Raw genomic sequence first — 23,946 nt, forward strand, 5'->3', positions numbered from 1 at the left:
TCCGTGGCAAGGGTGAGAAGAGGCAGTCGACGTTGATGGTCGGATGTCAGTGCATGAACGCACGCAGCGCATCGGCCGTTTCGCTGGGCAACTGCTCGGGAATGAAGTGACCGGCGGGCACGGCTTGCCCCGTCACCACGCCCGCGCACTGCGCCTGCCACAGCGCCAGCGGGTCGAACAGCCGGTGCACCACGCCATGCGCGCCCCAGATCACCAGGGTGTCACACGCAATCTTCTCGCCGCGCGAGCGGCCCTCGCGGTCGTGGTCCAGGTCGATGCCTGCGCTGGCGCGGTAGTCCTCGCACGCGGTGTGGATGGCCTCGGGCGTGCAAAAGCAGCGTTCGTAGTCGGCCAGGGCCTGGGGTTCGATGTGGGCCAGGCCTGCGCTGCCCCAGCCGCCCAGTTTGGCGTGCAGGTAGGCGAGCGCGTTGCCGCCGATCATGGTTTCGGGCAGCGGGGCGGGCTGGATCAGATGGAACCAGTGGTAGTAGGCGCGGGCAAAGTCCATGTCGGTGCGGGCGTACATGTCGAGCGTGGGGGCGATGTCGATCACGCACAGCCGCTTCACGCGCGCGGCGTGGTCCAGCGCCAGGCGGTGCGCCACGCGGCCGCCCCGGTCGTGGCCGCACAGGTAGAAGCTGTCGTGTCCCAGCGCAGTCATCACCTCGGCCATGTCTTGCGCCATGGCGCGTTTGCTGTAGTTGCTGTGGTCAGGCAGGCCGGGCGCGTGGGATGAGTCGCCATAGCCGCGCAAATCTGGCAGCACCAGAAAGTAGTCGCGCGCCAGCTGTTGCGCCACGCGGTGCCACAGCGCGTGGGTTTGCGGAAAGCCGTGCAGCAAGAGCAGGGGCGGCGCGCCCACGGTGCCGCCGGTGCGCACAAGGATCTCGGCGCCCGAGGTGGTGATGCGCTGGGTGGTGAAGCCGTCAAACCAGGGGGATGTGTTTGTCATGGGGGTATGTTGTGGCAACGGGCCGGTGCAGCGCTGTCCTGTGGACGACAGTGGGGGTGTGTGGCAGCCCTGGCACTGTGGCCAGGGGTGTGGCGTCTTGCCGGCCCGTTATGCCGGCAGCAGGCTGAGCAGCCGCGTCAGGGCGTACCGCACTGTGGCCTGGCGAACGGCGGCGCGGTCGCCTGCAAAGTGCTGCATTTCGCTGTGGGTTTCGCCGCCCACGCACCAGGCAAACCACACGGTGCCCACGGGCTTGGCGTCGCTGCCGCCCGTGGGGCCGGCCACGCCGGTCACGGCCAGGCTGACATGCGCCTGGGAATGGGTGAGGGCGCCGTCGGCCATGGCGCGGGCCACGGCCTCGCTCACGGCGCCTTGCTGTTCGATCAGCGTGGCGGGCACGCCCAGCATCTCGACCTTCGCGGCGTTGGAGTAGGTGACAAAACCGCGCTCGAACCACTGGCTGGAGCCGCCCAAGTCGGTGCAGGCCGCCGCGATCATGCCGCCCGAGCAACTCTCGGCGGTGGCCAGCAGGTGGCCGTGTTTGAGCAGTTGCAGGGAAATTTGAGTCAAATTAGCCTCTAGCGCTGATGTATCAAGCGCTAGTAGCTCTTTATTTGATAGCGATGCGGTCGTCATACAAACCTCCACACTGCAATGACCAGCAGCGTGCAGAAGGCTGCCACAAAGTCGTCCCACAAGATACCCCAGCCGCCGCGCCAGCCAAACCCTTTGAACAGGCTGTCGGCCCAGCCCACCGGGCCGGGCTTGGCGGCATCAAAAAAGCGAAAGAGCGCGAACGCCGTCAGTTGGCCCCACCAGCCCATGGGCATGGCCAGCCACAGCACCAGCCAGAAGGCCACGACTTCGTCCAACACGATGCTGCCGGGGTCGGCCACGCGCATGTGGCGTGCGGTGGTCGTGCAGGCCCACCAGCCCACCACCGTGCTGGCCACGATCAGCAGGCCCATGTTCAGGGGCGATAGCCACTGCTGCAGCACCAGGTAGGCCAGCCACGCCCACAGCGTGCCTACCGTGCCGGGCGCCTTGGGGGCCAGGCCCGCACCAAAACCCAGTGCGATGAAGTGGGCTGGGTGGGCCAGCATGAAGCGCACGCTGGGGCGCAGGGGCGAGAGGGGTTGAATGGGCTCGGAAGCGGTCATGGCACCAGGGCGTATGGGTCAGGCGCCTGCGGCGGCAGCGTTGGCCCCGGCGGGCAGGCGCACCAGCAGCACGGGCACGGGTGAGGTGCGTGCAATGTGCTCGGCATCGCTGCCCATCAGTACACGCTCCAGGCCGCGGCGCCCGTGGGTGCCCAGCACGATCAGGTCGGCACCCCAGGTCTGTGCATGTTCCACCACCAGCTGCGCCACGCGGGCGTCCAGGTTCTCGATCAACACGGTGTCCACCGGAACGCCGCGTTCTGCCACGCGCTCCTGGGCCCGGTGTAGCAAGGCCTCCCCCGCCTTTTGCAGGCGGGGCAGCACTTCCTGGCTGTAGACCGACGGCAGCTCGAAGCCGCTGACGTGGGCCACGGGGTCTATCACGTTCAGCAGCCGGATGCGACCGCCGCTGGCTTGCGCCAGACCCGTGGCCTGTGCCACGGCGTGGTCTGACGTGGGGCTGCCGTCAACGGCAACGAGGATATGTTGGTAACTCATGGCGGGGTGGACTCCTTGGGGCTCCCATGCAGGAGTGTTGTGATTGTGAACGCCCGTTCGGCGTGATGGGGCGGGCCACGGGTTTTGGGCTCACTGGCGCTCTAGCAGTTCAATGTCCTTGGGGTAGCGGATGGTGTGCTCGGCGCTGAACTGCGCCGTGGCGCCCGCAGCCACGGGCTGTTGCCAGGCCACGGTGCCGGGCGTGCGGTTCCACGTCAGTTCCGCAGGCTGGGGCTGGTAGCGCGATTCCACTTCAATCTTTTCGTTGCGCGACACGGGCGCTGCATGCAGCACCTGCAGTGTGATGCTGGCCTTGTGGCGGTTCTCTACGCTGTAGCTGCGCCGTGTTTTGCGCTCGGTGCGCGAGCCGGTAAAGCCCGTGGTGCCCGTCAGGTCCTGGGTGGGCTCGGCGCGCACCGTGACCAGTTCATCGCGGCCAAACGACAGGCTGGTGCTGCCCGCCGGGACCCCCGCGCTGGGCGAGCCAAAGTCGATGCGCCCGGTGCCCACAAAGGCGTCGTCACGGTACAGGCCCGCAGCGCCTGCAGGCCACACCCCGGGCGGTTGGGCAATGTGGGCCACCAGATAGGCCGCTTCTTCCATGGCCGGGGCCGTGCGGGTGATCAGCGTGGCGGGCGCCGTGTGATTCCCCAGGGCCAGTGTCACGCGCTGGCCGCTCGATGGCACGGTGATGCGCTGGGGCACGGCGAACTCGGTGGCAAACCCCTTGTCGGTAGCGCTCACCTCGAACGTGGGCATGGCCTCGTCGGCGGCATTGCGAGACCGTGACACGGATGCGATGGAGGGCGCGGGTGCGGGCGCCATGGCCATGGCGGGCGCTGGCGCTGAAGGGCTTTGCGGTGGCGGCGCCACATTCAGCCACCAGGGGCGCGGCAACTGGCCCTGCGTGGCGCGGCAACTGGCCCTGCGTGGCGCGGCCCGGCTGACCGGTAGACAGTGTGAGCTGCACATTGCCCCAGTCCTCGCCGCTGTTCTGTGCCACCAGCGCTTGTCTTTCGATCAGCACCGTGGCCTTGGTGGCATCGAGCGTGGCACGGTAGCTGGGCTGCCAGCCCGGGCCGCGCACCTGGTAGGACAGGCGCAGCTCGGCCTCGCGCTCGGTCGCCAGGTGGATGGTGACCGACACCACCCGCGCACGCTGGCTGGCCACGCGGTCGCGCTCGGCCACCAGCGGTTTGAGCGACAGCTCCAGCGCCTCTTGCTTGCGCTTGAGCTGGTGGGTGCGCGTGAAGGCGTCCTGCCCCGACTTGCGCAGCACTTCGGCCGTGGCGGTGATTTGTGCGGGGGTGGGGCTGGCTGCGCGGCCCTGGGCGGCTTCTTCAGCGGGATGGGTGCTGGCCACGCTGCGCAGGTAACCGTCCACCAGTTGCAGGGCCGAGGCCTCGGCCTTCACCCCGGCGATCTGGTCTTCCAGATCACGGACGCGGCCGTCCAGCGGGCTGGCGCAGGCGGTCACCACATCGCGGTCTTCGGTGAGCACATTGAACTCGCCCACACGCACGGCGGGGTCGGCGTTGATCTGCAGGCTTTGTGCATCCAGCGACGCAGGCAGGCAGGCCAGCGTGAGCTTGCGTGCGCCTGCGGGCACCCTGGCCACACGCTCCACGGTGGCACTGCCGGGGTAGACGGTGACGCGGGCGATGCGGGAGGTGTCCTGGGCGTGGGCGGCCGGGGCCATGTTGCACAACCCCATGGCCATGGCGGTGAGGCCCAGGCGCCGCAGGGGGCGGTACAAGCGCAAGGTGATAGGGGCTTGGGTCACGGGGCTCCTTGGGCGCGGTGGACAAAGGGAATGGGATGCTAGCAGTCGCACAGGTTCTTACAGCACCCCCGGCACCTCTGCCGCCAGAAAGTCATACACCGCCCGAATCCTGCGGCTGGTGCGGATCTCGCGGTGCACCGTGAGCCAGATGGGCAGCTCGGGCAGGGGGAGCATGGGCAGCACCGCAACGACGTTGGGATCGGTTCGGGCCATGTAGTGGCCCACAAAACCGATGCCCAGGCCTGCACGCACAGCCTCCCAGTAGGCCATGAGGTCGTCGGTGCGAAAAGCGAAGTGCGCGCGCTCGACGGGGTAGCCCATGGTGGCAAAACCTTGCAGGATTTCTTCATGCCGGTCGTTGCCCACCAGCTCATGTTGCAGCAGGTCGGGCGGTTGCCTGGGCGTGCCGCTGCGGCGCAGGTAGTCGCGGTGGGCATAGGCGCCCAGCGTCACCGCGCCGATGCGTTTGGCCACCAGGCTGGCCTGGTCTGGCCGCACCATGCGCAGGGCGATGTCGGCCTCGCGGCGCAGCAGGTTCGTGACCTCGTTGCTGGCCACCAGTTCCACCTGCACCTCGGGCAGCGCCTGCCGCATGCGTGCCAGTACCGGCGGCAGCAGCACGCAGGCCACGGGCTGGCTGGCCGTGATGCGCACGGTGCCGCTGACCCCCGCCTCGGCGCCCGACACACTGCGCGCCAGCTGGTGCGCCCCGGCCTCCATGGCGCGGGCCGATTCGGCCAGCCGCAGTGCCGTGGCGGTGGGCTGCAGGCCGCGCCCGGTGCGCTCGAAAAGCACCACGCCCAGTTGCGATTCCAGCTCGGCAATGTGGCGGCCAATGGTGGGCTGGCTGGCATGGAGCATGCGTGCTGCGCCCAGCAGGCTGCCCTGGTCGAGCGCGGCCAGGAAGGACTGCACCAGGCTCCAGTCAAAGGTCTGCTTCATGGCGGTAGCGTGCAGTCAATGGAGGCGGTTGAGGTATTCAAATTTGCATTGCTGCTATGAATGATTGGGCAATTGTGTAACGGTTGCTGCGTTTCCACAATCGCTCCATCCCTCATGAACGGAGCCCTCACATGACCGCCCACCCTCTGCACCGCCCCTCCTCAGACACTCCCTCCACGGTGCTGATCCTGGGCGCCCGGGGCCGCTTGGGCCTGGCGGCCACCCGTGCCTTTGCGCAGGCCGGGTGGCAGGTGCTGGCCCAGGTGCGGCCCGGGGCGCAGGGGGCCGCATTGCCCGCCATTCCCGGCGTGTGGTGGATGCCGGTGGCAGTCCATGAGACCGCCGTGCTGGCTGCCCAGGCGCAAGGCGCGCAGGTGGTGGTGCATGCGCTCAACCCGCCCTATACCCACCAGGCCTGGCGCGAGCAGGCCCCGGTGCTGATGGAGGCGGCCATCGCCGTCACCCGCCAGCTGCGCGCCACGCTGATGCTGCCTGGCAACGTCTACAACTTTGGCGAAGGCATGCCACCCGTGCTGCACGAAGACACGCCCCAGGCCGCCACGGGCTTCAAGGGCCGGATGCGCGTTGAGCTGGAACAGCGCCTGCAGGCTGCCACGCGAAGCGGCGACATGCGCGCCGTGGTGCTGCGCGCCGGAGACTTCTTTGGCAGTGGCACCGGCAGCTGGCTCGACCAGGCCATTGCCAAGGACTTGCCCCGGGGCCGCATCACCTGGCCCGGCCCGCTGGATGTGGCCACGCCCTGGGCCTACCTGCCCGACCTGGCCCGCACGTTCGTGCGCGTGGCGCAAGAACGTGACCGCTTGGCTGCGTTTGAATGCCTGCATTTTGCGGGGCACCACGTCACGGCGCAGCAGTGGCTGCACAGCTTCACGGCCATTGCCGCAGAACAAGGCTGGCTGCCTGACGCTGGCGCGCTGCGGGTGGGTCGGTTGCCCTGGCCCCTGCTGCGCATGGCGGGGGTGGTGGCGCCCACGTTTGCCGCGCTGTCCGCCATGCGCTACCTGTGGACCACGCCCCATGCGCTGGACAACACCCGGCTGCGCGCCCTGATCGGCGACGAGCCCCATACCCCGTTCGACCCTGCCGTGCGCCAGGCGCTGGCGGACCTGGGTCTGGTGGCCATGCGTTCGACCCGCGCCGCGCTGGCCTGACAACACAACCCCTTTAAACCTGGAGCATGCTCATGAACCGTCGCAAATTCATTCGGCTGGCTGGTGGTGGCACCATCGCCGCCGCAACCGCAGGCACGCTGGCCGCCTGTGGCGCCGTGGGCTCGCACTATCCCGCCGAGGCGGTCGAGGCCTGGAACGGCCCTGTGGGCGAGAACGATGCACGTCGCCGCGCCGTGGCCTATGCCATCACCGCGCCCAACCCGCACAACCTGCAGCCCTGGCTGGTGGACCTGCGCGAGCAAGATGTCATCACGCTGCGCACCGACCCCGAGCGCGTGCTGCCGCACACCGATCCGCTGGGGCGGCAGATCCTGATCGGCCACGGTGCGTTTCTGGAGCTGCTGGTCATGGCGCTGGCGCAGCAGGGCGTGGCCAGTGACGTGTTGTTGTGGCCGCAGGGCGAGCTGCCCACGGCCCTGAAGGACTGGGACAACCGCCCCGTGGCGCGCATCACCCTCCAACCCGGCGGCCAGCCTGACCCGTTGTTTGCCCAGGTGCTGCAGCGCCACACGCCCAAGACCGACTTCGACACCACCCGGCCCGTGGCCCCGGCGCTGCTGGCCCAATTACTGAACAGTGCGCAGGCCCACACACCGCTGCGCGTGGGTGGCACGGTCAACGCCGACCAGTTGCCCGCGCTGCGCACGCTGTGCGGGGAGTCCGCCCGGGTCGAGCTGCTCACGCCCCGCACGATGATGGAGAGCATCCATCTCACCCGCGTGGGCCCGGCCGAAATCCTGCAGCACCGCGACGGCATCTCGATCAATTCACCGTTCGTGCGGGCGGTGTCGGCACTGGGTCTGTTCGATCGCTCGGCCCCACCGGCCGAGGGCAGCGCCGCCTACAACAACGCCATGGGGCGCTTTGAGGGCCACAGCCGAACCGCCATGGGTTTTGTGTGGATCACTGGCCCCAACACGCGCACCGACCAGATCCACACCGGCCGCCTGTATGTGCGCCAGCAGTTGCAGGCCACGGCGCTGGGTGTGGGCATGCACCCCATGAGCCAGGCGGTGCAGGAGTTTGCCGAAATGGCCCCGCACTTTGAGCGTGTGCACCAGCTGGTGCTGGGGCGGCGCGCACCCCGCTCGTCCGAAGAGGCCACCGTGCAGATGTTTTGCCGCATGGGCTACCCGCAGGGCGAGGTGCCTGCCACGCCGCGCAGGCCGCTCGCGCGTTTTGTGCGGACGTGATGGCCAAGCCGAAGCGTACAAGGGGCGTTGCACCTTGGGCGAAGGACTGATCCAGATCAACCCCCGCGCGCAAGTGGCTGTGCTTTGCCGCGTCTTCACAAACCGTTCAGGTGGCATTCATCGCCGTTTTCTACATTTGTTGCATTGCAATAAAAAAGCAGAGGCTGGTCATGCTGAAGAAGGTTTTGGGGGGCGCTCTGGCGCTGGGATTAGGGGCGTGGCTGCTGGCACTGTGGGTGCCCCAGTCTGCGCCACCAGCGTGGGGCGATGTCTGGTGGTGGCGCAACCAGTTGATATTGCTGTCGGGGCTGGCTGCCTGGACCCTGATGTCGCTCGTCATGGTGTTGGCTGTGCGGCCGCAGTGGCTGGAGCGGCCTCTGGGCGGGCTGGACAAGGGCTACCACCTGCACAAGTGGGCGGGCATCGGCGCGATTGTGCTGGGGTTGGTGCACTACGGGCTGCAGCTGTCACGCAGTCCGCTGGCCGCCTGGGTGGGCCGCCCTGTGCGCACGCCACGGGTGGACTGGTGGCTTAACACCTTTCGCCATCTGGCCGAGGAGATGGGCGAATGGGCGGTGTGGTTCCTTGCGGCCATGCTGCTCATCACGCTGTGGCAGCGGTTCCCGTACCACGTGTGGCGCTACCTGCACAAGCTGCTGGCGGTGGTGTATCTGGTGCTGGCCTTTCATTCCGTGGTGCTCACCCCGCCTGCGTGGTGGTTGCAACCTGCGGGTGTGCTGGTGGGTCTGTGCTCGTTGGTGGGGGTTCTGTGCGCCGTGCGTTCGCTGGCCGGTGCCATTGGTCGCAGCCGCCGCCATGCGGCCCGGGTGGTGAGCGTGTTGCCGCAGGAGGCAGGTGTGTTGGAGGTGACCTGTCAGCTCACGACCGCCAGTGGCTGGCACCATGCCGCCGGCCAGTTTGCGTTTGTCACGTTCGCGCCGGCCGAGGGCGCACATCCTTTCACACTGCTCAACGCCGATCAGGGCGACGGTGTGTTGCGGTTTGCCATCAAGGCGCTGGGCGACTACACCGGTCGGCTTGCCTTGCAAGTGCAGTCGGGGAAGGAGGTGATGATCGAGGGCCCCTATGGTTGCTTTGACTTTCGCCGCGACCGCGCGCCCGAGCAGGTATGGGTGGCGGCGGGTATTGGCGTCACGCCATTCATGGCCTGGCTCGAATCACTGCAGGCGGCGCCCACGCGGGCTCCCCGGGTGCACCTGCACTACTGCGTGCGCCATGCCGGTGAAGCCGTGTTTGCCGAACGCATGACGGCACTCTGTGCCCGCTTGCCCAGCGTGGTGCTGGAGATTCACTACAGCGACGAGTCGGGGCCGGTGGCACCTGCGGCACTGCTGGCAGGCACCAGCCGGGCGGCGAGTGTGTGGTTCTGTGGGCCGCAGGGTTTTGCCGAGGCGGTGCGCCAGGGCATGGAGCAGCTGGGGCGCTCGCCTGCGCGCTTTCACCAGGAGCTGTTCCAGATGCGCTGAGGCGGGTTCTCCGCGCCGCAGCGCTACGTGGCGCCGGTGCGGTCCGTGGGCGCCAGGTACTCCCGCACCAGCGCCCGCGCACGGTGCAGGCGGCTTTTGGCGGCCTCACGCGTCACACCCAGCCGCTGGGCTATTTCCTCGATCGTGAGTTCCTCGAAGTCGCGCATCAACAGGGCGTCGCGGTATTTGGGCGGCAGCGAGTCGATGGCCAGGGCCAGGTCGTGGCGCAGCTCGTGGTCGGGGCGGTGCGACCAAGCGAGGTGGTTGTCTACCTGCGCCAGCGACTCGGCCTTGAGCCACGTGAGCACCGGCCGCATGCACAGCCGTTGCACGATGCGCACCACCCAGCCGCCAAACGCCGCCACCTCGCGCAGCGCGCCCACGCGACGGTAGATGATGATGAGCGCCTCCTGCACCACGTCGTCGGTGGCTGTTGTAGCAGCGCAGTGGCGCAGCGCATAGCGGCGGATGTCGGGGCGGGTCAGGCGCAGCAGCTGCTCCATCGCCATGGCGTCGCCATTGCGCGCGGCAGGCAGCAGCTGGGCCGCGGTGAGGGGTGAGGATGTAGTTGCGGTCACAGGGGGCACGCTCCGGCCATCATTCCACCGACTTGCGGCCCGCCATGGCGCAGGCGGGGCAATAGCCCAATGCCCCGCTCAGGATGCTTCCGACACCCGAGGCGGCCAGTGCCAGGCCCAGGGGCGATGCGGCCAGCCACCAAAGGCCTGCGGCGATCAGGGCCACGCCCAGAGCGACGCGCAGCAGGCTTTCGGGACGGGTGATGTTTTTGCGGTACAGCATGGTGAAAAGCTCCTTGGCGGGTGGGTTGAAGGAGGCGCCAACACAGTGCGCCTCCCCCACCAAGAGCGGCGGGTTTCGCAAAAGGATTCATGGGGGACGAAAAAAAGTCGCTGCCGGTCACCGCTGCCCGTCACCGGAAATGGTCAAACGAGGCGTAGCGGTTGTTGACGGGCTGCCCATGAGCGTTCACCAGTTGCAGGCCCGGCTCGGAGAGCACAGTGCCGATGCGGGTGATGGGCGTGTCGCTTGCCTGCGATGCGGCGGCTACCGCATTGCGCCGCGTGGGCGGAGCGGTGAACGCCAGCTCGTAGTCGTCGCCTCCGGCCAAGGTGCATTGGAGAGCCAATTCTTGGTCAAATTGCCCTGTAGTGCCTGATATATATGCGCCGGAAGCTATCAAATTTGATGTGATGCAGGTGTCGATGCGTGCCCCCACGCCCGACGCCTTGAGGATGTGCGACAGATCGCCCAGCAGGCCGTCACTCACATCCATGGCGCTGCTGGCCACACCGCGCAGGGCCAGGCCCAGGGCCACGCGCGGGGTGGGGCGCTCCAGCCGCAGGCGGGCGCGGGCGAGCACATCGGCGGGCAGGGTGACGTGGCCCTGCAGCGCCTCCAGTGCCAGACGGGCGTCGCCCAGCGTGCCACTCACATAGATGTCGTCGCCGGGCCGCGCGCCACTGCGCAGCAGGGCCTGGCCGGGGGGCACCTCGCCAAACACGGTGATGCAGATGTTGAGCGGGCCCTGCGTGGTGTCGCCGCCCACCAGCTCGCAGCCGTGGGCATCGGCCAGCGCCAGCAGCCCGTGCGAGAAGCCTGCCAACCAGGCCTCATCCACCCGGGGCAGTGACAAGGCCAGGGTGAACGCGAGCGGTTTGGCACCGCAGGCCGCCAGGTCCGACAGGTTCACGGCCAGCGCCTTGTGGCCCAACGCCTCGGGGTCTACGTCGGCAAAGAAGTGGCGGCCTTCTACCAGCATGTCGCTGGAGACGGCCAGTTGCATGCCGGGCGCGGGTGCCAGAAGCGCGCAGTCGTCCCCCACGCCCAGGGCGACGGCACCGCCCGGGCGCATGGGGCGGGTGAAGTAGCGGGCGATCAGGTCGAACTCACCCATGGTGCACCTGGGCCAGTGGCGTGCGAGCGAGACAGAAATCGGAAAACATGGGCAGCAGCAATGAAGAAGGTGGTGAAACGATGCGCTAGTGCGGTGCAAACCACTGCGCCCAGTGGTCGATGCAGGCCTGGATCTTGGGCAGCCGGTGCCTGCGGGTGAGGGTGATGGCGTGAATGGGGCTGGGCTGCAGGTCCACCCAGTCGGCCAGAACGGGGGCCAGCAGGCCTTGGCGTACCAAGGGCTCGGCCACCACCGTGGCCAGGCGCGCAATGCCCAGGCCCTGCAGCGCCAGCCGCGCGGTGACGGCCGTGCTGCCTGAGCGCCAGTGGCCGTCGGCGACCCGCACGTGGGGCTCGCCATCGATGCGGAAAGGCCAGTGGTTCAGGAACGCCACCGCGCTGTTGGTGATGAGCCGGTGCTGGCGCAGATCGTCAGGGTGCTGTGGCACGCCGTGCGCCTGCAGGTAGCCAGGTGTGGCGTACAGGGCGCGGGCCAGCGTGCCCAGCGGGCGGGCTACCACGGTGTCGGTCAGCGGCAGCCCGGTGCGGATGGCGATGTCGATACCGCCCTGCACCATGTCGGCCATGCGGTCGTCCACCACCAGTTCCACGCGCAGTTGCGGATGCTTTTGCTGCAGGCTGTCAAAGCTGGGGATCAGCAGGTGCTCGGCCACGACCGAGCTGGAGGCCACGCGCACCCAGCCGCTGGGTTGGCCGCTCTGGTGGGCGAACTCGCCTTCCAGTTCGTCAAGCGTGCCGGTGATGCGGCGGCAGTAGTCCAGAAAGGTCAGCCCTTGGGGCGTCAGGGTGAGACCGTGGGTGGTGCGGTGGAGCAGGCGCACGCTGCACGCTTTCTCGATGCGCGCCAGGGTGCGCGAAACCTGGCTCACCGGTGCATCGCGCTCGCGCGCCACCGCCGAGAGCGAACCCAGGTCGGCCACCCGCACGAACAGGTGCATGTCTTCAAAGCGGATCTCGCGCATCGGGCAATGGTAACGGCGGGGCTTTGCGGTCCACGCAAAACGCTCTTGCGTTGCGCACGGTTTCCGGCAAGCTCTTCGCTGCCTACAGTGGACTCCACCCCAAGCACAGGTTCTTGGAGACCCCGAAAGGAACAGCCATGTCCCCGCAACACATGCACCCCGATGACTACCAGCGCCTGCGCGAATCCGCCAAGCGCCACGCGCTGCATTTGCGTCAGGAGGCCCTGCGTGAAGCCCCTGGTTGGGTGGTGCGTGGATTCATGCGTGTGGCCCGCCGGGTTCTCCGGGGTGCACCGCTGGGCGTTCCGTTATCCACCCCTTCAACCCCGGAGCTGACCACACCATGCCAACCCTCGTTCTGAAACTGACCCCGCTACAAAACCCCGAGCGCTATTCGTTGTTGGCTCGCGCGTTGACCGATCTCACTGTGCAGCTGTTGGGCAAGCGTCGGGATGTGACAGCGGTGGTCATTGACGACCTGCCCGCGGCGCGCTGGCACATCGGCGGTGCACCTGCCGAGCAACCCACGGCTTTGCTGGAGATCAGCATCACGCAGGGCACGAACACGCAGGATGAGAAGGCCGCCTTCATCCAGGCCGCGTTTGCCGAACTGCAGCGTCAGCTGGCCGGTGATGGCACGCTGGCCACCGCCAGCTATGTGGTGGTGCGGGAGTTGGCGGGCGCTGACTGGGGCTATGGAGGCCACACGCAGCAGGCGCGACAACAGGCACGCGTGGTTACAGCGGACGTATCGCTTCAGCCTGGGTGACGGGCCGGTTCAGACCGGCGTGCCGCGAAAGCGCTGGGCCGCCTGGCGGCTCACCTCGGCCAGCAACTGCTCTTCGCGCTGGCGCTCGCGCAGCCAGAGCGCATCGTTCTGGCCCGCTTCCACCTCGGTGCGCAGCATGTGCATGGCACTGGACGCCCCCTGCACGGCGGCGTGGCCCGCGATTTTGTCCATGGTTTTCAGGATGTGTTCACGCAGCGGCATGTGGTCGCCCGTGGCCGGGTCGACATACACCGCGTCCATGCCGAAGCGGCAGGCCTGGAAGCGGTTGTAGGTGTACACAAGGTAGTCGTCTTCTTCGGGCATGAAGGGCTGGTCGGCCAGGAACCAGGCCCCCAGCGACTGTACGAACCCCGCAAGCGCAGCGGCACGCTCAATGGTCAGCGGGGTGTCGAACACCCGGATCTCAATGGTGCCGAACTCGGGCTTGGGGCGGATGTCCCAGTAGAAGTCCTTCATGCTCTTGACCACACCGGTGCGCGTCATCTTGTTGAAGTAGGCCGTGAAGTCTTCCCACGTGAGCGCAAACGGCGCGCGGCCTGACAGCGGGAAGGCGAACACCGAGTTCAGCCGCGCTGAATCGAAAGCCGTGTCCTGCCCTTGTACGTAGGGGCTGGAGGCCGACAGCGCGATGAAATGCGGGATGTAACGCGACATGCGGTGCAGCATGAGCAGCGCTGCGTCGGCGTTGGGGCAGCCAATGTGCACATGCTGGCCAAAGATGGTGAATTGCTTGGACAGGTAGCCATACAGCTGCGACAGCTCCTGAAAGCGGGGTTTGTCGTAGATGCGGCGCTCGTGCCACTGCTGGAAGGGGTGGGTGCCCCCGCCGACCACAGCGATGTTGAGCTTGTCGGCGCTCTTGACCAGTGCATCGCGGATGGGCGTGAGCTGGCCCAGTACCTCGCTGGCCGAGTGGCAGATGTCGGTGGAGATTTCGATCATGCTGTTCGTCATCTCAGGCACCACGCTGCCGGGCAGCGGGGTCTTTTTCATGAGGCGCAGCATGTCGTCGGCGTAGGGTGCCAAGTCGTAGTCGTTGGTGTTGACGAGCTGCAACTCCAGCTCGACGCCCAGGGTCAACGGTTCGGAATGGTTGAAGGCTTCAAGACTCACGGGGGGACTCTCCGTTGTTGCTGCGGGTCAGTGGCGCCCAGGGTTTGGAGCTTTCGCCCGCACGGTAGATCGCCACGGTGGCAATGACGGCGCCAAACACCTCCATCAGCAAGATGGCGGGCAACGCCACACCGGCGATCACGTGGCCTGTGGAGGGTGACGCCAGCACGAACTGCGAGGCGATCAGCAGGGCGATGGAGGACATGGGCGTCATCGCGCAGCCCACCCACAGCGCCTGCTTCCAGCTCGCGCCGCTGCCCACATTGCCCAACGCCACGCCCATGGCCTTGGCCAGCAGGCGCACAGCAATCAGGGCCAGCACCACGCCAGCCACCGGAGCGCTCCAGTCGGCCTGTGCGGCCACGGTGGAGACCAGCACGAACATCAGCATGGTAAGCAGCGACGATGCGTTACCGAGCTGGCGCGGCCAGGCCCAGGGACGCGGGTTGAGCTGCTTGAGCAGCATGCCGCCCAGCAGCGCCGCCAACGGCGCGGAGCCACCCATGTGCGCGGCCACGGCTGTGCCCGCGGCCACCAGGGCCAGGAACAGCATGGAGGTGTTTTCGCTTGTCGGGCTCATGAAGCGCAAGGCCATGCGTAGCACCAGGGCCAGCACCGCCGCCACCACGATGGAGACGCCCAGCACCACCACCACCGGGTACACGGTTTCGAGCACCGTGACGCTCTGGCGGTTGATGAGCTCGGCCTTGGCACTGCCGAGGGTGAGCGCATACAGCGTGGACAGCGTGGTGAGCACGATGGCGCGTTCGGTCACGGGGCCGGCGGCCCGCGTGTCGGCCACCACGCGTGTCAGTACGGCGGGTGACGCGGCCAGCGCCACCAGGGCCAGGGGGCCAGCAGCTTGGGGTGGCAACTGAAGCCACACCAGCACCCAATAGACGGCGAAGTAGGTCAGAACTGACTCGGTGATGCTCTGCACCAGCACCATGGGGTTGTGGCGGAACCAGCGCAACGGGATGCGCCCGCCACACTCGAACAACACGATGGCAATGCCGAGTTCGAGCAAGAACAGGCCAATGCCTTGCAGCGGCCACACGGCCCCGCTGAAGCCAGCCAGGCCGGCCACAGTGCCGACCAGCGAATAGCCCACCACCTTGGGCAGTCCGGTGTGGCGTTGTGTGAGGTAACCCGCCATGGCGGCCACTGCCAGCAGCAGTGACCATTGCACCGTAGGCAGCCCGGCCGAGGGGCGCAGCCACTGCGCCCAGAAGCTCAGGATTTCATTCATGTCATGGGACCTCTGCGTCAGGCGGGCTGTGCCCGGTGGTGTGAAGGGACCGGCGCACGGGCTCTCCGCAGTCGGGAGGGGTGCGCTAGGCATTGGCCCCTGAATTTACACGCGGAAACACTCCGCCCGTGTAGGACAGGGGCGGCGGTTGCCCCGGTCAGCTGCCGGTTGCTGCCTGGGTGTCTGTCCGGCGGTCGGGCATGAAAAAGCTCAGGGGCGCCGTGCGCAAGCGGGCCCGGATCGCCGCATAGATGCGCGATCGGTCCACGCCGCTCACGCTTTGCGCACGCAGGGCGAGGCTGAACGCCAGGTAAAAACTCACCGACACATTCAATGCTCCCAGGAAGGGCAGCGAGGCCATGGCCCACCAGAACGTGGGCATCTGCAGCACTTGAAGCCCGAGCACGGCGCTGGCCGCGCCCATCTGGCCCGTGGACAGCGTGACGTGGCGCACATCCAGTCCCAGGCCAAAAAAGGCGGCAAACGCGGGCACCAGGCCCAGCATGAATCCGAGCGAGATGTTGGCAGCAAAGCCCGAGAGGTTTTCTCGCAGAAAACGTGCCCAGCGCGCTGCGCGCCGGGTACCCAGCAGCTGGGTGATGCGCGGGTTGTAGTGCATGGCCGAGTCGAGGCGGTTGAGCACAAACCAGTTCTCCGTCCAGCCCGCGATGATGCTGGATGCAAACAGCAGAACCCCGGTGAAGGCGGCAAAGAACAGCGAGGGCCCGAGCAGGTGCAGGGACTCGAACACATGCTCTGCCTGGTGTTTGCTGAGAACGGGGCTACCGCTGGCCCAGGCAATCAGCGCGGCCAGTGCCAAGACCGCAGGGGCTACCACCAGCACGTTGCCCAGCACGGCGGCGACCTGCGAGCGCACCAGGTGCGTGATTTCGTCCACAAACGCCTCGATGGCATTGCCGGTGCCCAGCTCCTTGAGCTTGGCCGCCATGGCGGGTGCCGTCATGGCCGGCTGTTTGGTGGCCACCGTGAAATGCAGCAACTGGATCAGTACGAAACTGACGGCATAGTTGATGCCAGCCATGAACCCTCCCCAGAATGCGGAGAGAGCCAGGGCGTAGAGCCCGAACTTGGCCAGGGTGGTGAAAGCCATCAGAGCGCCGCCGCCCGCGGCCTTGCGGAGCATGGAGCGGTACTCTGCTCCCGTGCGGGTGATGTAGTGCTCGCCGGTTTCTGCGCTGCGTTCGGCCACCTTGGCTGCCAGCAGCGAGGAATTCGCGGCCAGCAGGGCCCGCAGGCTGCGCCGCTCTTGCCCCACCATCACCAAGTGTGCCATCAGGCGCGCTGCGTTGACGGCAGGTTTGGGCGACAGCAGGCAGTCGAGCAGCTCGCGCACGCGCAGGATGCGTTCGCGCAGTTGCCGCAGTCGAAACACCAGCCCTACCGAAATGCCGTTCTCTTCAAAATGGGCATACACGGTGGCTGCCGCCGCGCGGCAGGCCTCCAGGCGCTCGCGCAGGCGCTGGGCAGACTCGTTGAGGCGGTCGGGGGTGCGCAGCGCATGCAGCACCTCGACGCGCAGACTCTCCACATCGCGGATGAGCACATGAAACGGCTGTGCCTCGCGGGCGGATTCGCTCATGCGCAGCCGCAGCTCGGGGGCGAACCCGGTCGAGAGGATCTGACCGGCGCAGTACGTGATGGCATCGAGCAAAGCCCGGTGCCAGCGCGTTGCACCCCCAGCGCTTTCTCCCGCATCGGCCGGTGCGAGCAGATCGACCAGCCGGTTGAGCTGGGCCTCTTCGAGCGCTGCCAGCCATTGGGCATCGAAGGCGCTGGGCAGCGCCAGCATGAACAGCTCAGAAGCGTCGATGGTCTCAGGGCTGCCCGGCAGCAGCTTGGTGCGCAGGCGCTCGGCGACTTCGCTGACCAGTGCCGTGCGGGGGGCAAAACCGAAATCGGCGAGCAGCGTGGTGACATCCACCTGGTCGACCAGGGTGAACCACCAGGCCTGAAGCCGCCGTTGAATGTCCGGTCGCGCAGCCACGGCATCGAGAAAAAGTTGCACCCGTCCCACGGACGCCGGGACCGAGTCGCGTTTGCCACGCACCCAGTCCAGCAGGTTGATGAGCCACAGATGACGGTGGGCCAGATCCGCCGAGGGATCCAGCGCCGCGAGCAGGCTGCCCAGGTCTTTGGGCGCGGCGCTCAATGCAGCACCCGGCCGCTCAGCGGCTCACCCGAAGGGCCGTGATTGATGGCCTCCAGTACGAACAGCGGCACGGGGGTGTTGAAGGGCTCGCCATCTTCGGCCACGCAATGGAAGGTGCCGTGCATGGTGCCACTGGAGGTGCGCAGTCGGCAGCCACTGGTGTACTGAAACGACTCTCCGGGCTTGAGCAGTGGTTGTTGACCCACGACGCCCAAGCCCTTGACCTCCTCGGTGTGGCCGCGTGCGTCGCTGATGATCCAGTGCCTGGAAATCAACTGTGCGGGCGCGTCCCCGGCGTTGGTGACGGTGATGGTGTACGCGAAGCTGAAAATCCCGGTGTCCGGCGCAGATTGCTCGGGCAGGTATTCAGGCAGCACTTCCACGTCAAACTGGTACTTTGGCATGGGGCGAATGGTAACGCTGCGGGTTCGTTCCATGGGCATTGGGGACCCTCAAACCCCCATGCCTTCTGTGCTTTGCGACAATCGGGGGATGAGCCGCACCTACCAAATCGCCCCCTCGATCCTTTCCGCCGACTTTGCCCGCCTGGGCGAAGAAGTGCGCAACGTCATTGCCGCTGGCGCCGACTGGATCCACTTCGACGTGATGGACAACCATTACGTGCCCAACCTCACGTTTGGCCCCATGGTCTGCCAGGCGCTCAAGCCGCATGCCAAAACGCCTGCGGGCGTGGCCGTGCCGATCGACGTGCACCTGATGATCCAGCCGGTGGACGCCCTGGCCGCCGCGTTTGCCGACGCTGGGGCGGACTACATCAGCTTCCACCCCGACGCCTCGGGCCATGTGCACCGCAGCATCCAGGCCATCCGTTCCAAGGGCGTCAAGCCCGGCCTGGTGTTCAACCCAGCCGAGCCGTTGGATGTGCTGGACTGGGTGATCGACGACATCGACCTCATCCTCATCATGAGCGTGAACCCCGGCTTTGGCGGCCAGAGTTTCATCGACTCGGCCCTGCGCAAGATCGAAGCCGTGCGCAAGCGCATCGACGCCTCGGGCAAGGACATCCGCCTGGAGGTGGACGGCGGCATCAAGGCCGACAACATTCGCCGTGTGGCTGACGCGGGCGCCGATACCTTTGTGGCGGGCAGCGCGATCTTTGGCAAGCCCGACTACAAGGGCGTGATCGACGCCATGCGCGTGCAGCTGGGATGATCTTCAGGGCAGGTGATGGCCTGCGCTTTTGTGCAACGCATATTTCGGCATGACGGTGGTAGTGACTGATTCACGCAGCACACCGCTACCCGACACGCAGCCTCCGACGGGGATTGCACTCCGTGAACACGTTCAGCTGGCTTGGCTGCGTCTTGAAAGGCAGCATGTCGCCGCGCGGCGTTGTCGTTAGCGCCCGCCCCAGGGTGACACAGCAGCCCTCTATTGGCAGTCGGCCTCCCACAGGCAGATGGTGCGGGTGCCTTGCGTGATGTTTGCATGCACTTTGGGCACTTTTTCTCATAGCCTGTGCGTGCACCCTGTGGCGGTGGATGTGACTTGGGGCAGCGGCAGCCGTTGGGGCCACGGCAAAAAGTGCGAGGCAGGTCATGGCTGGGCTCTTTGCTGCAATCACTGAAGGTTAAAAGTGCCTGGAGCGGAGTCCTCTGTGTCCTGCAATCGTGTCGGACAAAGCCTTCCACACTGTGGCACTCAATTGCCTATTCCCTATTCCCTATTCCCTATTCCCTATTCCCTATTCCCTATTCCCTATTCCCTATTCCCTATTCCCTATTCCCTATTCCCTATTCCCGGTGACCTTGTGCTAATCAAAAAAAGGCCGACATAGGTCGGCCTTTTGAAGGAAGTATTCAAAATCAACGCGCGTTTTCTTGGTACCAGAAGCGGCGCTTGCGAGGGACACCCAAGGTCGCTGTGGACTTCCCTGCTTCAATGCCTGACTCCTTGGCGTTTGGCGCTCCGATCACGAACTCCTTTTGCTTGGTCACTTCCGACGTAGTGCCGTCTGCGTTGGTTTGGGTGTAAGTGATGGTCACAAACCCTGCCACGGGACTGGGGGGGAGTCCGCCGCCATTGAGTTTCTGGCTGGTGGGGGCCCTGCAGAACAGGGGCGCCGCGTAGGTACGCGCTTCGCCGAGGTTGGCCGAGCACATATCGCTTGGGGGGGTTGGCTTGTTGGTGCCGAAGTAGGTCTGGCCTCGGAAGGTGGTGGCTGCGTTCACGACCTTTTCGCCGGCTGTCATGGGGATATAGCAACCATTGGTCATGTCGGCGGTGGTGCTGCCCGACCGCCCAAGTGATCCAGGAACAATCGCGGTGAAGCCGGTGGCAGTGCCTTTTGCGGTGCGGTCATCAAACACGGTGAAAAAGGCGTCAGAAGCATCTGCGGTGTTCTTGAGCGGTTTTTCCCGGTCACCAGATCCAACCTGAACGGCCGTGAAGGTTTTTGTCGGCACCACGTCAGGGGCGTAGAAAAATTTGCGTGTATCCGTCCCCGCCAAGGCTGCCAGCTTGTAGATGCCCCAATCCGCAACGGCAGTAGACGTGGGCGTCTCCAGATCGATGCGGTAGATGTTGCCGCCGGTGTCTACGGCGTAAGCGCGGTCGGTGTAGCCGTCATTGTCAGAGTCGACAAGCGTAACATCGGCCGGAACGCTGCGTGCTGTATCAAACCGCTTGAGCACGGCGCCTGTGAAGGCGTCCAGCACATAAATGGCGTTGCCCATGGTGGTGGTGCCGGATGTGGCCGCGTCTTCAGCTGCCGCATCGTAGCCGCCGCCCATTACCAGCACCGGGTCAGTGCGCCCCTTGATCTTGGTGACGCGCGGTTCTGACCATGTCTGACCCAGTACGTTGAAACGGGTGTCCGTGTCCGTGTTTGACTTCTTCCAGAGGAACTTGGGCTGAGTGGGGTCTGTAACGTCGAGCGCATAGATGAAGCGCCCGCCGCGCCGCATGCCGACATACATGTACACCTTGGCATTGGATCCATCCGCATTCACTTTCTGGTAAACGCTGATGGGTCCATCGACAAAATAATCCCGTGGCGTGGGCTTGCTCGTGGATGTTTCGTCCAGAACTAGCGTGGTGGACAAACGTATGTCGGGGGTGTTGTCGCGCAGGCGTTTGAGCTTTCCAAAGTGTTCTTCTGGGATGAACCCCCAAAGCTCTTTGCCAGCATCCGTGCCACTCTGATTGCCACTGATGGCGCGAAGCATGCCGTCGTTCGACCCATAGAAAACGACGACCCCCGTAGTGCCGCCGTAGTTCACCACGGCAGGGCGTGAATGCAGGATGTCGCCGTGCACGCTGGGCCGGATGGTTGTGGCTGGCGTGGTCGTGGGACCTACTTCGCCGGCGTTGTTGGTGCCGCGTACCCAGTTGATGGTGTTTGTGTCCAGACTGGAAGTCAGGGATGAGTTGGATGCCTTGAAACTGGCCGACGTGTTGGTCGATAGATTGGTTCCAGCAGCGCAACTGATACAGGTGTACAGGTTCCGCGATGTCTGGTTGGTTGCATAGGTGCTGCGGATCAACTGTGCCACGCCCCCCTTTTCAACAATTTCCCCGTCTGGCGAGTCAGATGCGCTGGGTGGTGTGCCCAACAACTCTTTGGCCCAGAAAGTGCTCGGAGAGGTCCAGTAGGAGATCGCGGTAGGTGAAATGAACCCAGATGCGCCGCTGACGGCGGCCTTTCCATCAGCGCCTGCGAGAAACAAGGTGTCCGTGGGCACGTCATATCCGAACTGGTACTGCTTGAGGTTGCCGCGCCAGCGGGGGTGCGAGTCGGGATCGGGGCGGAACATGCCCATGAATACCTGGTTCTGGTAGGTGCCGCGGGCGTTTACGCTGACGGGCAGACTGGCAGACGAAAACACACTGTCCTTGGCCTGGAGCTGGTTGAAGATGGACAGCAGTTTTTCGGCGATATCGGTGCCCGAAGAGCTGGCGGCAAAATATTCACCGCCGCTGTTCACGGCCATGCTCCCCAGCAATGCGCTCCACCCTGGGCCCTGCCCCGTGGTGATGCGGTCCACGTCCATGGTGTACGTGGTGATGTTGCTAGGCGACTGCTTCATGAAGCGCGACCATTCATCGGCAAAGTTGCTTTGTGAGCCATTGGGCGAGAGATCAGTGATGTCTGCCGGGCGTGCCATGCTGGCGGCGGTGTACGCGGCAGACAGACGGGTCGATGCATCCGTGTTGTCACTGCTGTTGTCTTGCGCTGCTCCGTTGCTGATGTAGATGATGTAGTTGCGGGCACAAGCATCGACCAGTGGGCTACGGTAGGGCGAGCCCGCGAAAGAGAGCAGGGCATTGTCCGGTTGGGCGTAGATGGCGTTCGAGAACGCCGTGCCGGTGGTGTTGCCTGTGTAGTCCGCCTTGACCTTGTTGTTGCCGGAGTTGGGCGCCGCGCCTGTGAAATAGTAGTAAGCCTCGGCCATGGTTTTGCCGGCTTTCCCGCCATTGGACTTGTCCCCCAGCTTGTCCAGACTGAGGAGCATGTTGGTGAGCTTGCCCTTGTAGTCGGCGTCCAGCGGGCGGATAGCAGCGCGCATGTAGCCGCCATCGACATTGTTGTTGGGGTTACCGGTTTCCGTGAACAGCATGAGGCCTACACGAAATTTGCTGACGGGCAGTGCCCTGATCGTGCTGACCATCGCAGCTATTTCGTTGGTAAATGCGCTGTTCCAGTTGGCCGTGTTGTCCAGCAGGATGAGCACGTTGGGCGGGTCTGAAGTGGACGTCCCACTGTAGATGTCGATATCGCTGGTGTATTGGGCCAGACTGGGCAGCGCGGCCGCAAGCCCTATGGCCAGAACGGTCCACCTGCGCAGTTGACGGGTTGTGAAGCCTTGCATGGTGAAACTCCTGATGTTTACTTGCAGTAACTGGATACTTCGTTGCCGAAGACGACGACGGCAACGCCCTGATTGACGGCGACCTTGGTCTGGGTTTGACGATCGTTGACCTGGGCCCTGACGTTCCATTCGCTGTTGGCGCAGCTCTCAGGGTCTATGCCTGCTATTGGTGTGTCCCGTTCGATGAACGTCCCCCCTTGTTTGGGTGATGGGCGGCACGGGGCGTAAACATCGACAGCGGTGGGGGTCTTTGGCGCCGCCGGAAGATCGCCCGCCAGAATGGGCTTGGCCCTGGTGCATTGCGGCCTTGGCGAGAGCGTTGCTGAATAGTCCGTCGTGCCGTTGCCGTCCATGTCGACCAGGACCGGTGAGGCTGCCACGCCGTCAGGGTTCGTATAGAAGGTTGAAGAGCTGATGGTTTTTTCCACAGCAAGTTGCGCTGCAGAAAGCCCCTCTTGGCGTGCCTGCGTGTTGCCAATGATTCGCAGGTTCCCTGTCGAGCTGTTGAAGGCGCTGATGGCAAACAGGCTCATCAGGACAAGGAAAATGAGGGCCACCACCAACGTGGCGCCGCTTTGGGTGGTGGGACTTTTCATGGTGATGACGCTGGCGGGGCGGAGGGGGGAACTTCCCGCAGACCCGCCACATTGGTAAGGCGCACCGTGGTGGTGTACACACGGCGCTTGAAGCCACTGCTGTCTCCGGAGACGCTGGCCGGCCCGAGTGCATAGGTTTTTCCGCTGTCGCTGTAGTCCGAAGACTTCTCAGTCGTTCTGGACAGCAGATGTAGACGCACTGCCACCACATTGGCCCATTCGTTGTCACGCGCGCCGACCACGCCACTCAATCCGGTGAGGAACACGTCAGGGCTGCCTTTGCTCGCGTCGTTAGCGGGGTTGGCATCGGCGGGGTCTGTGGTGTCGAAACCATATTCGAGGACAAGATTCTCGATGCCTTCCACCAGCGGCACCGTCACCATCTGGGCTCCTCGCAGTTCCGCCATCTTGAGGGTGGGGGTGGTGTCGTTGCCGCATTCGTTGCAGTCTGCGATGTAGTAAATACGGGACACGTACGGACGGACCTGGTTGACCCCCGTGCATTGCAAGTTCTTGAGCGTGAAATCACTCGTCGTTGTGGACACAAAGAAAGGGTCAGCAACGGGGTCGGTAACGCAGCGGGAGGTCTGCACATAAGGGCTACTGGCCGTCATGGCTGCAGGCATCACAGAATCTGCTCCCAGACGATGTACGGCAAATGCAATCGTTCCGGCCTTGTGGTTCGCGATACAGGCTGTGGGCAGCGCCTGGGCCTGTGCTGCTGTCAACCCCATGATGGGCAGCGGCACCTTGGGGTCTGAGGGGGTGGTTTTGTCAAAGCCGAGATTCAGCAAGGCTGTTGCGCACACATCGGGCGTGGTGTAACCCAGGAAGTCTGTCGGCACTTCGCCGTAGAAGCCCGCAAGGTTGATGTCGTCGTGCAGCAGTTCGACAGCGTAGCGGCCGTTTTCGATCTGCCGGATGCTTTTTTCCAATTCATTGCCTGACCGGCTGCTGCTGGCGAACAGCAGGGACAACCCTGCGACCAGCACCAGACCGATGGCAAGACCTACCATCAATTCCACCAATGAAAATCCGCGCTGCTGCAGGCTTGGCAACTGTGGGCGGGGATGTACGTTTGCGTGCTTCAT

23 protein-coding genes and 1 pseudogene are annotated in these 23,946 nt (G+C 65.3%); 6 read left to right on the forward strand and 18 right to left on the reverse strand.

Annotation, left to right across the window (positions count from 1 at the left end; genetic code table 11):
* Window positions 1-46 precede the first annotated feature (46 nt).
* The 7 genes and pseudogenes from CLU85_RS02315 to CLU85_RS02340 form a co-directional block, all read right to left on the reverse strand.
* Complete coding sequence (locus CLU85_RS02315; protein ID WP_100408875.1) at window positions 47-952, reverse strand: alpha/beta fold hydrolase; 906 nt, start codon at window positions 950-952, stop codon at window positions 47-49.
* Between the two features lie 108 nt (window positions 953-1,060).
* Window positions 1,061-1,588 (reverse strand): CinA family protein, encoded by a 528-nt coding sequence (locus CLU85_RS02320; protein WP_100408876.1) that lies wholly within the window; start codon window positions 1,586-1,588, stop codon window positions 1,061-1,063.
* The gene (locus tag CLU85_RS02325) at window positions 1,585-2,112 is read right to left on the reverse strand and encodes a phosphatidylglycerophosphatase A (protein WP_100408877.1); all 528 of its coding nucleotides are present in this window, start codon (window positions 2,110-2,112) and stop codon (window positions 1,585-1,587) included. Before CLU85_RS02325 ends, CLU85_RS02320 begins: the two co-directional genes overlap by 4 nt.
* Window positions 2,113-2,130: 18 nt before the next feature.
* Window positions 2,131-2,610 carry a universal stress protein gene (locus CLU85_RS02330; RefSeq protein WP_100408878.1) on the reverse strand — a complete coding sequence of 160 codons (480 nt, stop codon included), beginning with the start codon at window positions 2,608-2,610 and terminating at the stop codon, window positions 2,131-2,133.
* A gap of 90 nt (window positions 2,611-2,700) precedes the next feature.
* Complete coding sequence (locus tag CLU85_RS23500; protein WP_255409624.1) at window positions 2,701-3,582, reverse strand: DUF4139 domain-containing protein; 882 nt, start codon at window positions 3,580-3,582, stop codon at window positions 2,701-2,703.
* A 10-nt stretch (window positions 3,583-3,592) separates the two neighbouring features.
* Window positions 3,593-4,330: pseudogene (locus tag CLU85_RS23505) on the reverse strand (DUF4140 domain-containing protein); the annotation flags it as partial.
* 120 nt (window positions 4,331-4,450) lie between these two features.
* Entirely contained in the window at window positions 4,451-5,335 is an 885-nt protein-coding gene (locus CLU85_RS02340; RefSeq protein WP_100408879.1) for a LysR family transcriptional regulator, read from the reverse strand.
* A 131-nt stretch (window positions 5,336-5,466) separates the two neighbouring features.
* On the opposite strand from CLU85_RS02340, the gene CLU85_RS02345 reads away from it, so the two are divergent.
* The 3 genes from CLU85_RS02345 (at window position 5,467) to CLU85_RS02355 (ending at window position 9,208) form a co-directional block, all read left to right on the forward strand.
* Entirely contained in the window at window positions 5,467-6,507 is a 1,041-nt protein-coding gene (locus CLU85_RS02345) for an NAD-dependent epimerase/dehydratase family protein (protein ID WP_100408880.1), read from the forward strand.
* Window positions 6,508-6,539: 32 nt separating this feature from the next.
* Window positions 6,540-7,721, forward strand: a complete 1,182-nt coding sequence (locus CLU85_RS02350) for a twin-arginine translocation pathway signal protein (protein WP_100408881.1) — start codon at window positions 6,540-6,542, stop codon at window positions 7,719-7,721.
* 170 nt (window positions 7,722-7,891) lie between these two features.
* Entirely contained in the window at window positions 7,892-9,208 is a 1,317-nt protein-coding gene (locus tag CLU85_RS02355) for a ferric reductase-like transmembrane domain-containing protein (protein ID WP_100408882.1), read from the forward strand.
* Window positions 9,209-9,231: 23 nt separating this feature from the next.
* Here the strand turns inward: CLU85_RS02355 and CLU85_RS02360 are convergent, their stop codons facing one another.
* The 4 genes from CLU85_RS02360 to CLU85_RS02375 form a co-directional block, all read right to left on the reverse strand.
* Entirely contained in the window at window positions 9,232-9,786 is a 555-nt protein-coding gene (locus CLU85_RS02360) for an RNA polymerase sigma factor (protein ID WP_232727701.1), read from the reverse strand.
* A 19-nt stretch (window positions 9,787-9,805) separates the two neighbouring features.
* Window positions 9,806-10,009, reverse strand: a complete 204-nt coding sequence (locus CLU85_RS02365; protein WP_100412331.1) for a DUF2892 domain-containing protein — start codon at window positions 10,007-10,009, stop codon at window positions 9,806-9,808.
* A 130-nt stretch (window positions 10,010-10,139) separates the two neighbouring features.
* Complete coding sequence (gene thiL, locus CLU85_RS02370; protein ID WP_100408883.1) at window positions 10,140-11,123, reverse strand: thiamine-phosphate kinase; 984 nt, start codon at window positions 11,121-11,123, stop codon at window positions 10,140-10,142.
* Between the two features lie 85 nt (window positions 11,124-11,208).
* Window positions 11,209-12,105, reverse strand: a complete 897-nt coding sequence (locus CLU85_RS02375) for a LysR family transcriptional regulator (protein ID WP_100408884.1) — start codon at window positions 12,103-12,105, stop codon at window positions 11,209-11,211.
* Window positions 12,106-12,242: 137 nt separating this feature from the next.
* On the opposite strand from CLU85_RS02375, the gene CLU85_RS02380 reads away from it, so the two are divergent.
* Both CLU85_RS02380 and CLU85_RS02385 read left to right on the forward strand, forming a co-directional pair.
* Window positions 12,243-12,467, forward strand: coding sequence for a hypothetical protein (locus CLU85_RS02380; RefSeq protein ID WP_157803905.1), 225 nt, complete (start codon window positions 12,243-12,245; stop codon window positions 12,465-12,467).
* A complete protein-coding gene (locus tag CLU85_RS02385) occupies window positions 12,449-12,874 on the forward strand; it encodes a tautomerase family protein (RefSeq protein WP_100408886.1) in 426 nt (141 codons plus the stop codon). Before CLU85_RS02380 ends, CLU85_RS02385 begins: the two co-directional genes overlap by 19 nt.
* Window positions 12,875-12,883: 9 nt before the next feature.
* Here the strand turns inward: CLU85_RS02385 and CLU85_RS02390 are convergent, their stop codons facing one another.
* From CLU85_RS02390 to apaG, 4 genes are all read right to left on the reverse strand, one after another.
* Window positions 12,884-14,008 carry a YbdK family carboxylate-amine ligase gene (locus CLU85_RS02390; RefSeq protein WP_100408887.1) on the reverse strand — a complete coding sequence of 375 codons (1,125 nt, stop codon included), beginning with the start codon at window positions 14,006-14,008 and terminating at the stop codon, window positions 12,884-12,886.
* Window positions 13,998-15,257 (reverse strand): cation:proton antiporter, encoded by a 1,260-nt coding sequence (locus CLU85_RS02395; protein WP_100408888.1) that lies wholly within the window; start codon window positions 15,255-15,257, stop codon window positions 13,998-14,000. The genes CLU85_RS02390 and CLU85_RS02395 overlap by 11 nt, the downstream gene beginning before the upstream one ends.
* 157 nt (window positions 15,258-15,414) lie before the next feature.
* A complete protein-coding gene (locus tag CLU85_RS02400) occupies window positions 15,415-17,427 on the reverse strand; it encodes a site-specific recombinase (protein WP_100408889.1) in 2,013 nt (670 codons plus the stop codon).
* Window positions 17,424-17,831, reverse strand: coding sequence for a Co2+/Mg2+ efflux protein ApaG (gene apaG / locus CLU85_RS02405; RefSeq protein WP_100408890.1), 408 nt, complete (start codon window positions 17,829-17,831; stop codon window positions 17,424-17,426). Before apaG ends, CLU85_RS02400 begins: the two co-directional genes overlap by 4 nt.
* Before the next feature lie 88 nt (window positions 17,832-17,919).
* Between apaG and rpe the strand changes: the two genes are divergently transcribed.
* Window positions 17,920-18,600 carry a ribulose-phosphate 3-epimerase gene (rpe, locus tag CLU85_RS02410; RefSeq protein WP_100408891.1) on the forward strand — a complete coding sequence of 227 codons (681 nt, stop codon included), beginning with the start codon at window positions 17,920-17,922 and terminating at the stop codon, window positions 18,598-18,600.
* Between the two features lie 653 nt (window positions 18,601-19,253).
* Here the strand turns inward: rpe and CLU85_RS02415 are convergent.
* The 3 genes from CLU85_RS02415 to CLU85_RS02425 are packed head-to-tail and all read right to left on the reverse strand — an operon-like array spanning window position 19,254 to window position 23,946.
* Window positions 19,254-22,259, reverse strand: coding sequence for a pilus assembly protein (locus tag CLU85_RS02415; protein WP_157803906.1), 3,006 nt, complete (start codon window positions 22,257-22,259; stop codon window positions 19,254-19,256).
* A 17-nt stretch (window positions 22,260-22,276) separates the two neighbouring features.
* Entirely contained in the window at window positions 22,277-22,855 is a 579-nt protein-coding gene (locus CLU85_RS02420) for a PilX N-terminal domain-containing pilus assembly protein (RefSeq protein ID WP_100408893.1), read from the reverse strand.
* A complete protein-coding gene (locus CLU85_RS02425; protein WP_100408894.1) occupies window positions 22,852-23,946 on the reverse strand; it encodes a PilW family protein in 1,095 nt (364 codons plus the stop codon). Before CLU85_RS02425 ends, CLU85_RS02420 begins: the two co-directional genes overlap by 4 nt.

The organism is Acidovorax sp. 69 (assembly GCF_002797445.1).
GTDB lineage: Bacteria > Pseudomonadota > Gammaproteobacteria > Burkholderiales > Burkholderiaceae_C > Acidovorax.

Coding starts and splice junctions, on each gene's coding strand:
- CLU85_RS02315 (WP_100408875.1), bottom strand. CDS start 952: ATGACAAACACATCCCCCTGGTTTGACGGCTTCACCACCCAGCGCATC.
- CLU85_RS02320 (WP_100408876.1), bottom strand. CDS start 1,588: ATGACGACCGCATCGCTATCAAATAAAGAGCTACTAGCGCTTGATACA.
- CLU85_RS02325 (WP_100408877.1), bottom strand. CDS start 2,112: ATGACCGCTTCCGAGCCCATTCAACCCCTCTCGCCCCTGCGCCCCAGC.
- CLU85_RS02330 (WP_100408878.1), bottom strand. CDS start 2,610: ATGAGTTACCAACATATCCTCGTTGCCGTTGACGGCAGCCCCACGTCA.
- CLU85_RS23500 (WP_255409624.1), bottom strand. CDS start 3,582: ATGTGCAGCTCACACTGTCTACCGGTCAGCCGGGCCGCGCCACGCAGG.
- CLU85_RS02340 (WP_100408879.1), bottom strand. CDS start 5,335: ATGAAGCAGACCTTTGACTGGAGCCTGGTGCAGTCCTTCCTGGCCGCG.
- CLU85_RS02345 (WP_100408880.1), top strand. CDS start 5,467: ATGACCGCCCACCCTCTGCACCGCCCCTCCTCAGACACTCCCTCCACG.
- CLU85_RS02350 (WP_100408881.1), top strand. CDS start 6,540: ATGAACCGTCGCAAATTCATTCGGCTGGCTGGTGGTGGCACCATCGCC.
- CLU85_RS02355 (WP_100408882.1), top strand. CDS start 7,892: ATGCTGAAGAAGGTTTTGGGGGGCGCTCTGGCGCTGGGATTAGGGGCG.
- CLU85_RS02365 (WP_100412331.1), bottom strand. CDS start 10,009: ATGCTGTACCGCAAAAACATCACCCGTCCCGAAAGCCTGCTGCGCGTC.
- thiL (WP_100408883.1), bottom strand. CDS start 11,123: ATGGGTGAGTTCGACCTGATCGCCCGCTACTTCACCCGCCCCATGCGC.
- CLU85_RS02375 (WP_100408884.1), bottom strand. CDS start 12,105: ATGCGCGAGATCCGCTTTGAAGACATGCACCTGTTCGTGCGGGTGGCC.
- CLU85_RS02380 (WP_157803905.1), top strand. CDS start 12,243: ATGTCCCCGCAACACATGCACCCCGATGACTACCAGCGCCTGCGCGAA.
- CLU85_RS02385 (WP_100408886.1), top strand. CDS start 12,449: ATGCCAACCCTCGTTCTGAAACTGACCCCGCTACAAAACCCCGAGCGC.
- CLU85_RS02395 (WP_100408888.1), bottom strand. CDS start 15,257: ATGAATGAAATCCTGAGCTTCTGGGCGCAGTGGCTGCGCCCCTCGGCC.
- apaG (WP_100408890.1), bottom strand. CDS start 17,831: ATGCCAAAGTACCAGTTTGACGTGGAAGTGCTGCCTGAATACCTGCCC.
- rpe (WP_100408891.1), top strand. CDS start 17,920: ATGAGCCGCACCTACCAAATCGCCCCCTCGATCCTTTCCGCCGACTTT.
- CLU85_RS02415 (WP_157803906.1), bottom strand. CDS start 22,259: ATGCAAGGCTTCACAACCCGTCAACTGCGCAGGTGGACCGTTCTGGCC.
- CLU85_RS02420 (WP_100408893.1), bottom strand. CDS start 22,855: ATGAAAAGTCCCACCACCCAAAGCGGCGCCACGTTGGTGGTGGCCCTC.
- CLU85_RS02425 (WP_100408894.1), bottom strand. CDS start 23,946: ATGAAGCACGCAAACGTACATCCCCGCCCACAGTTGCCAAGCCTGCAG.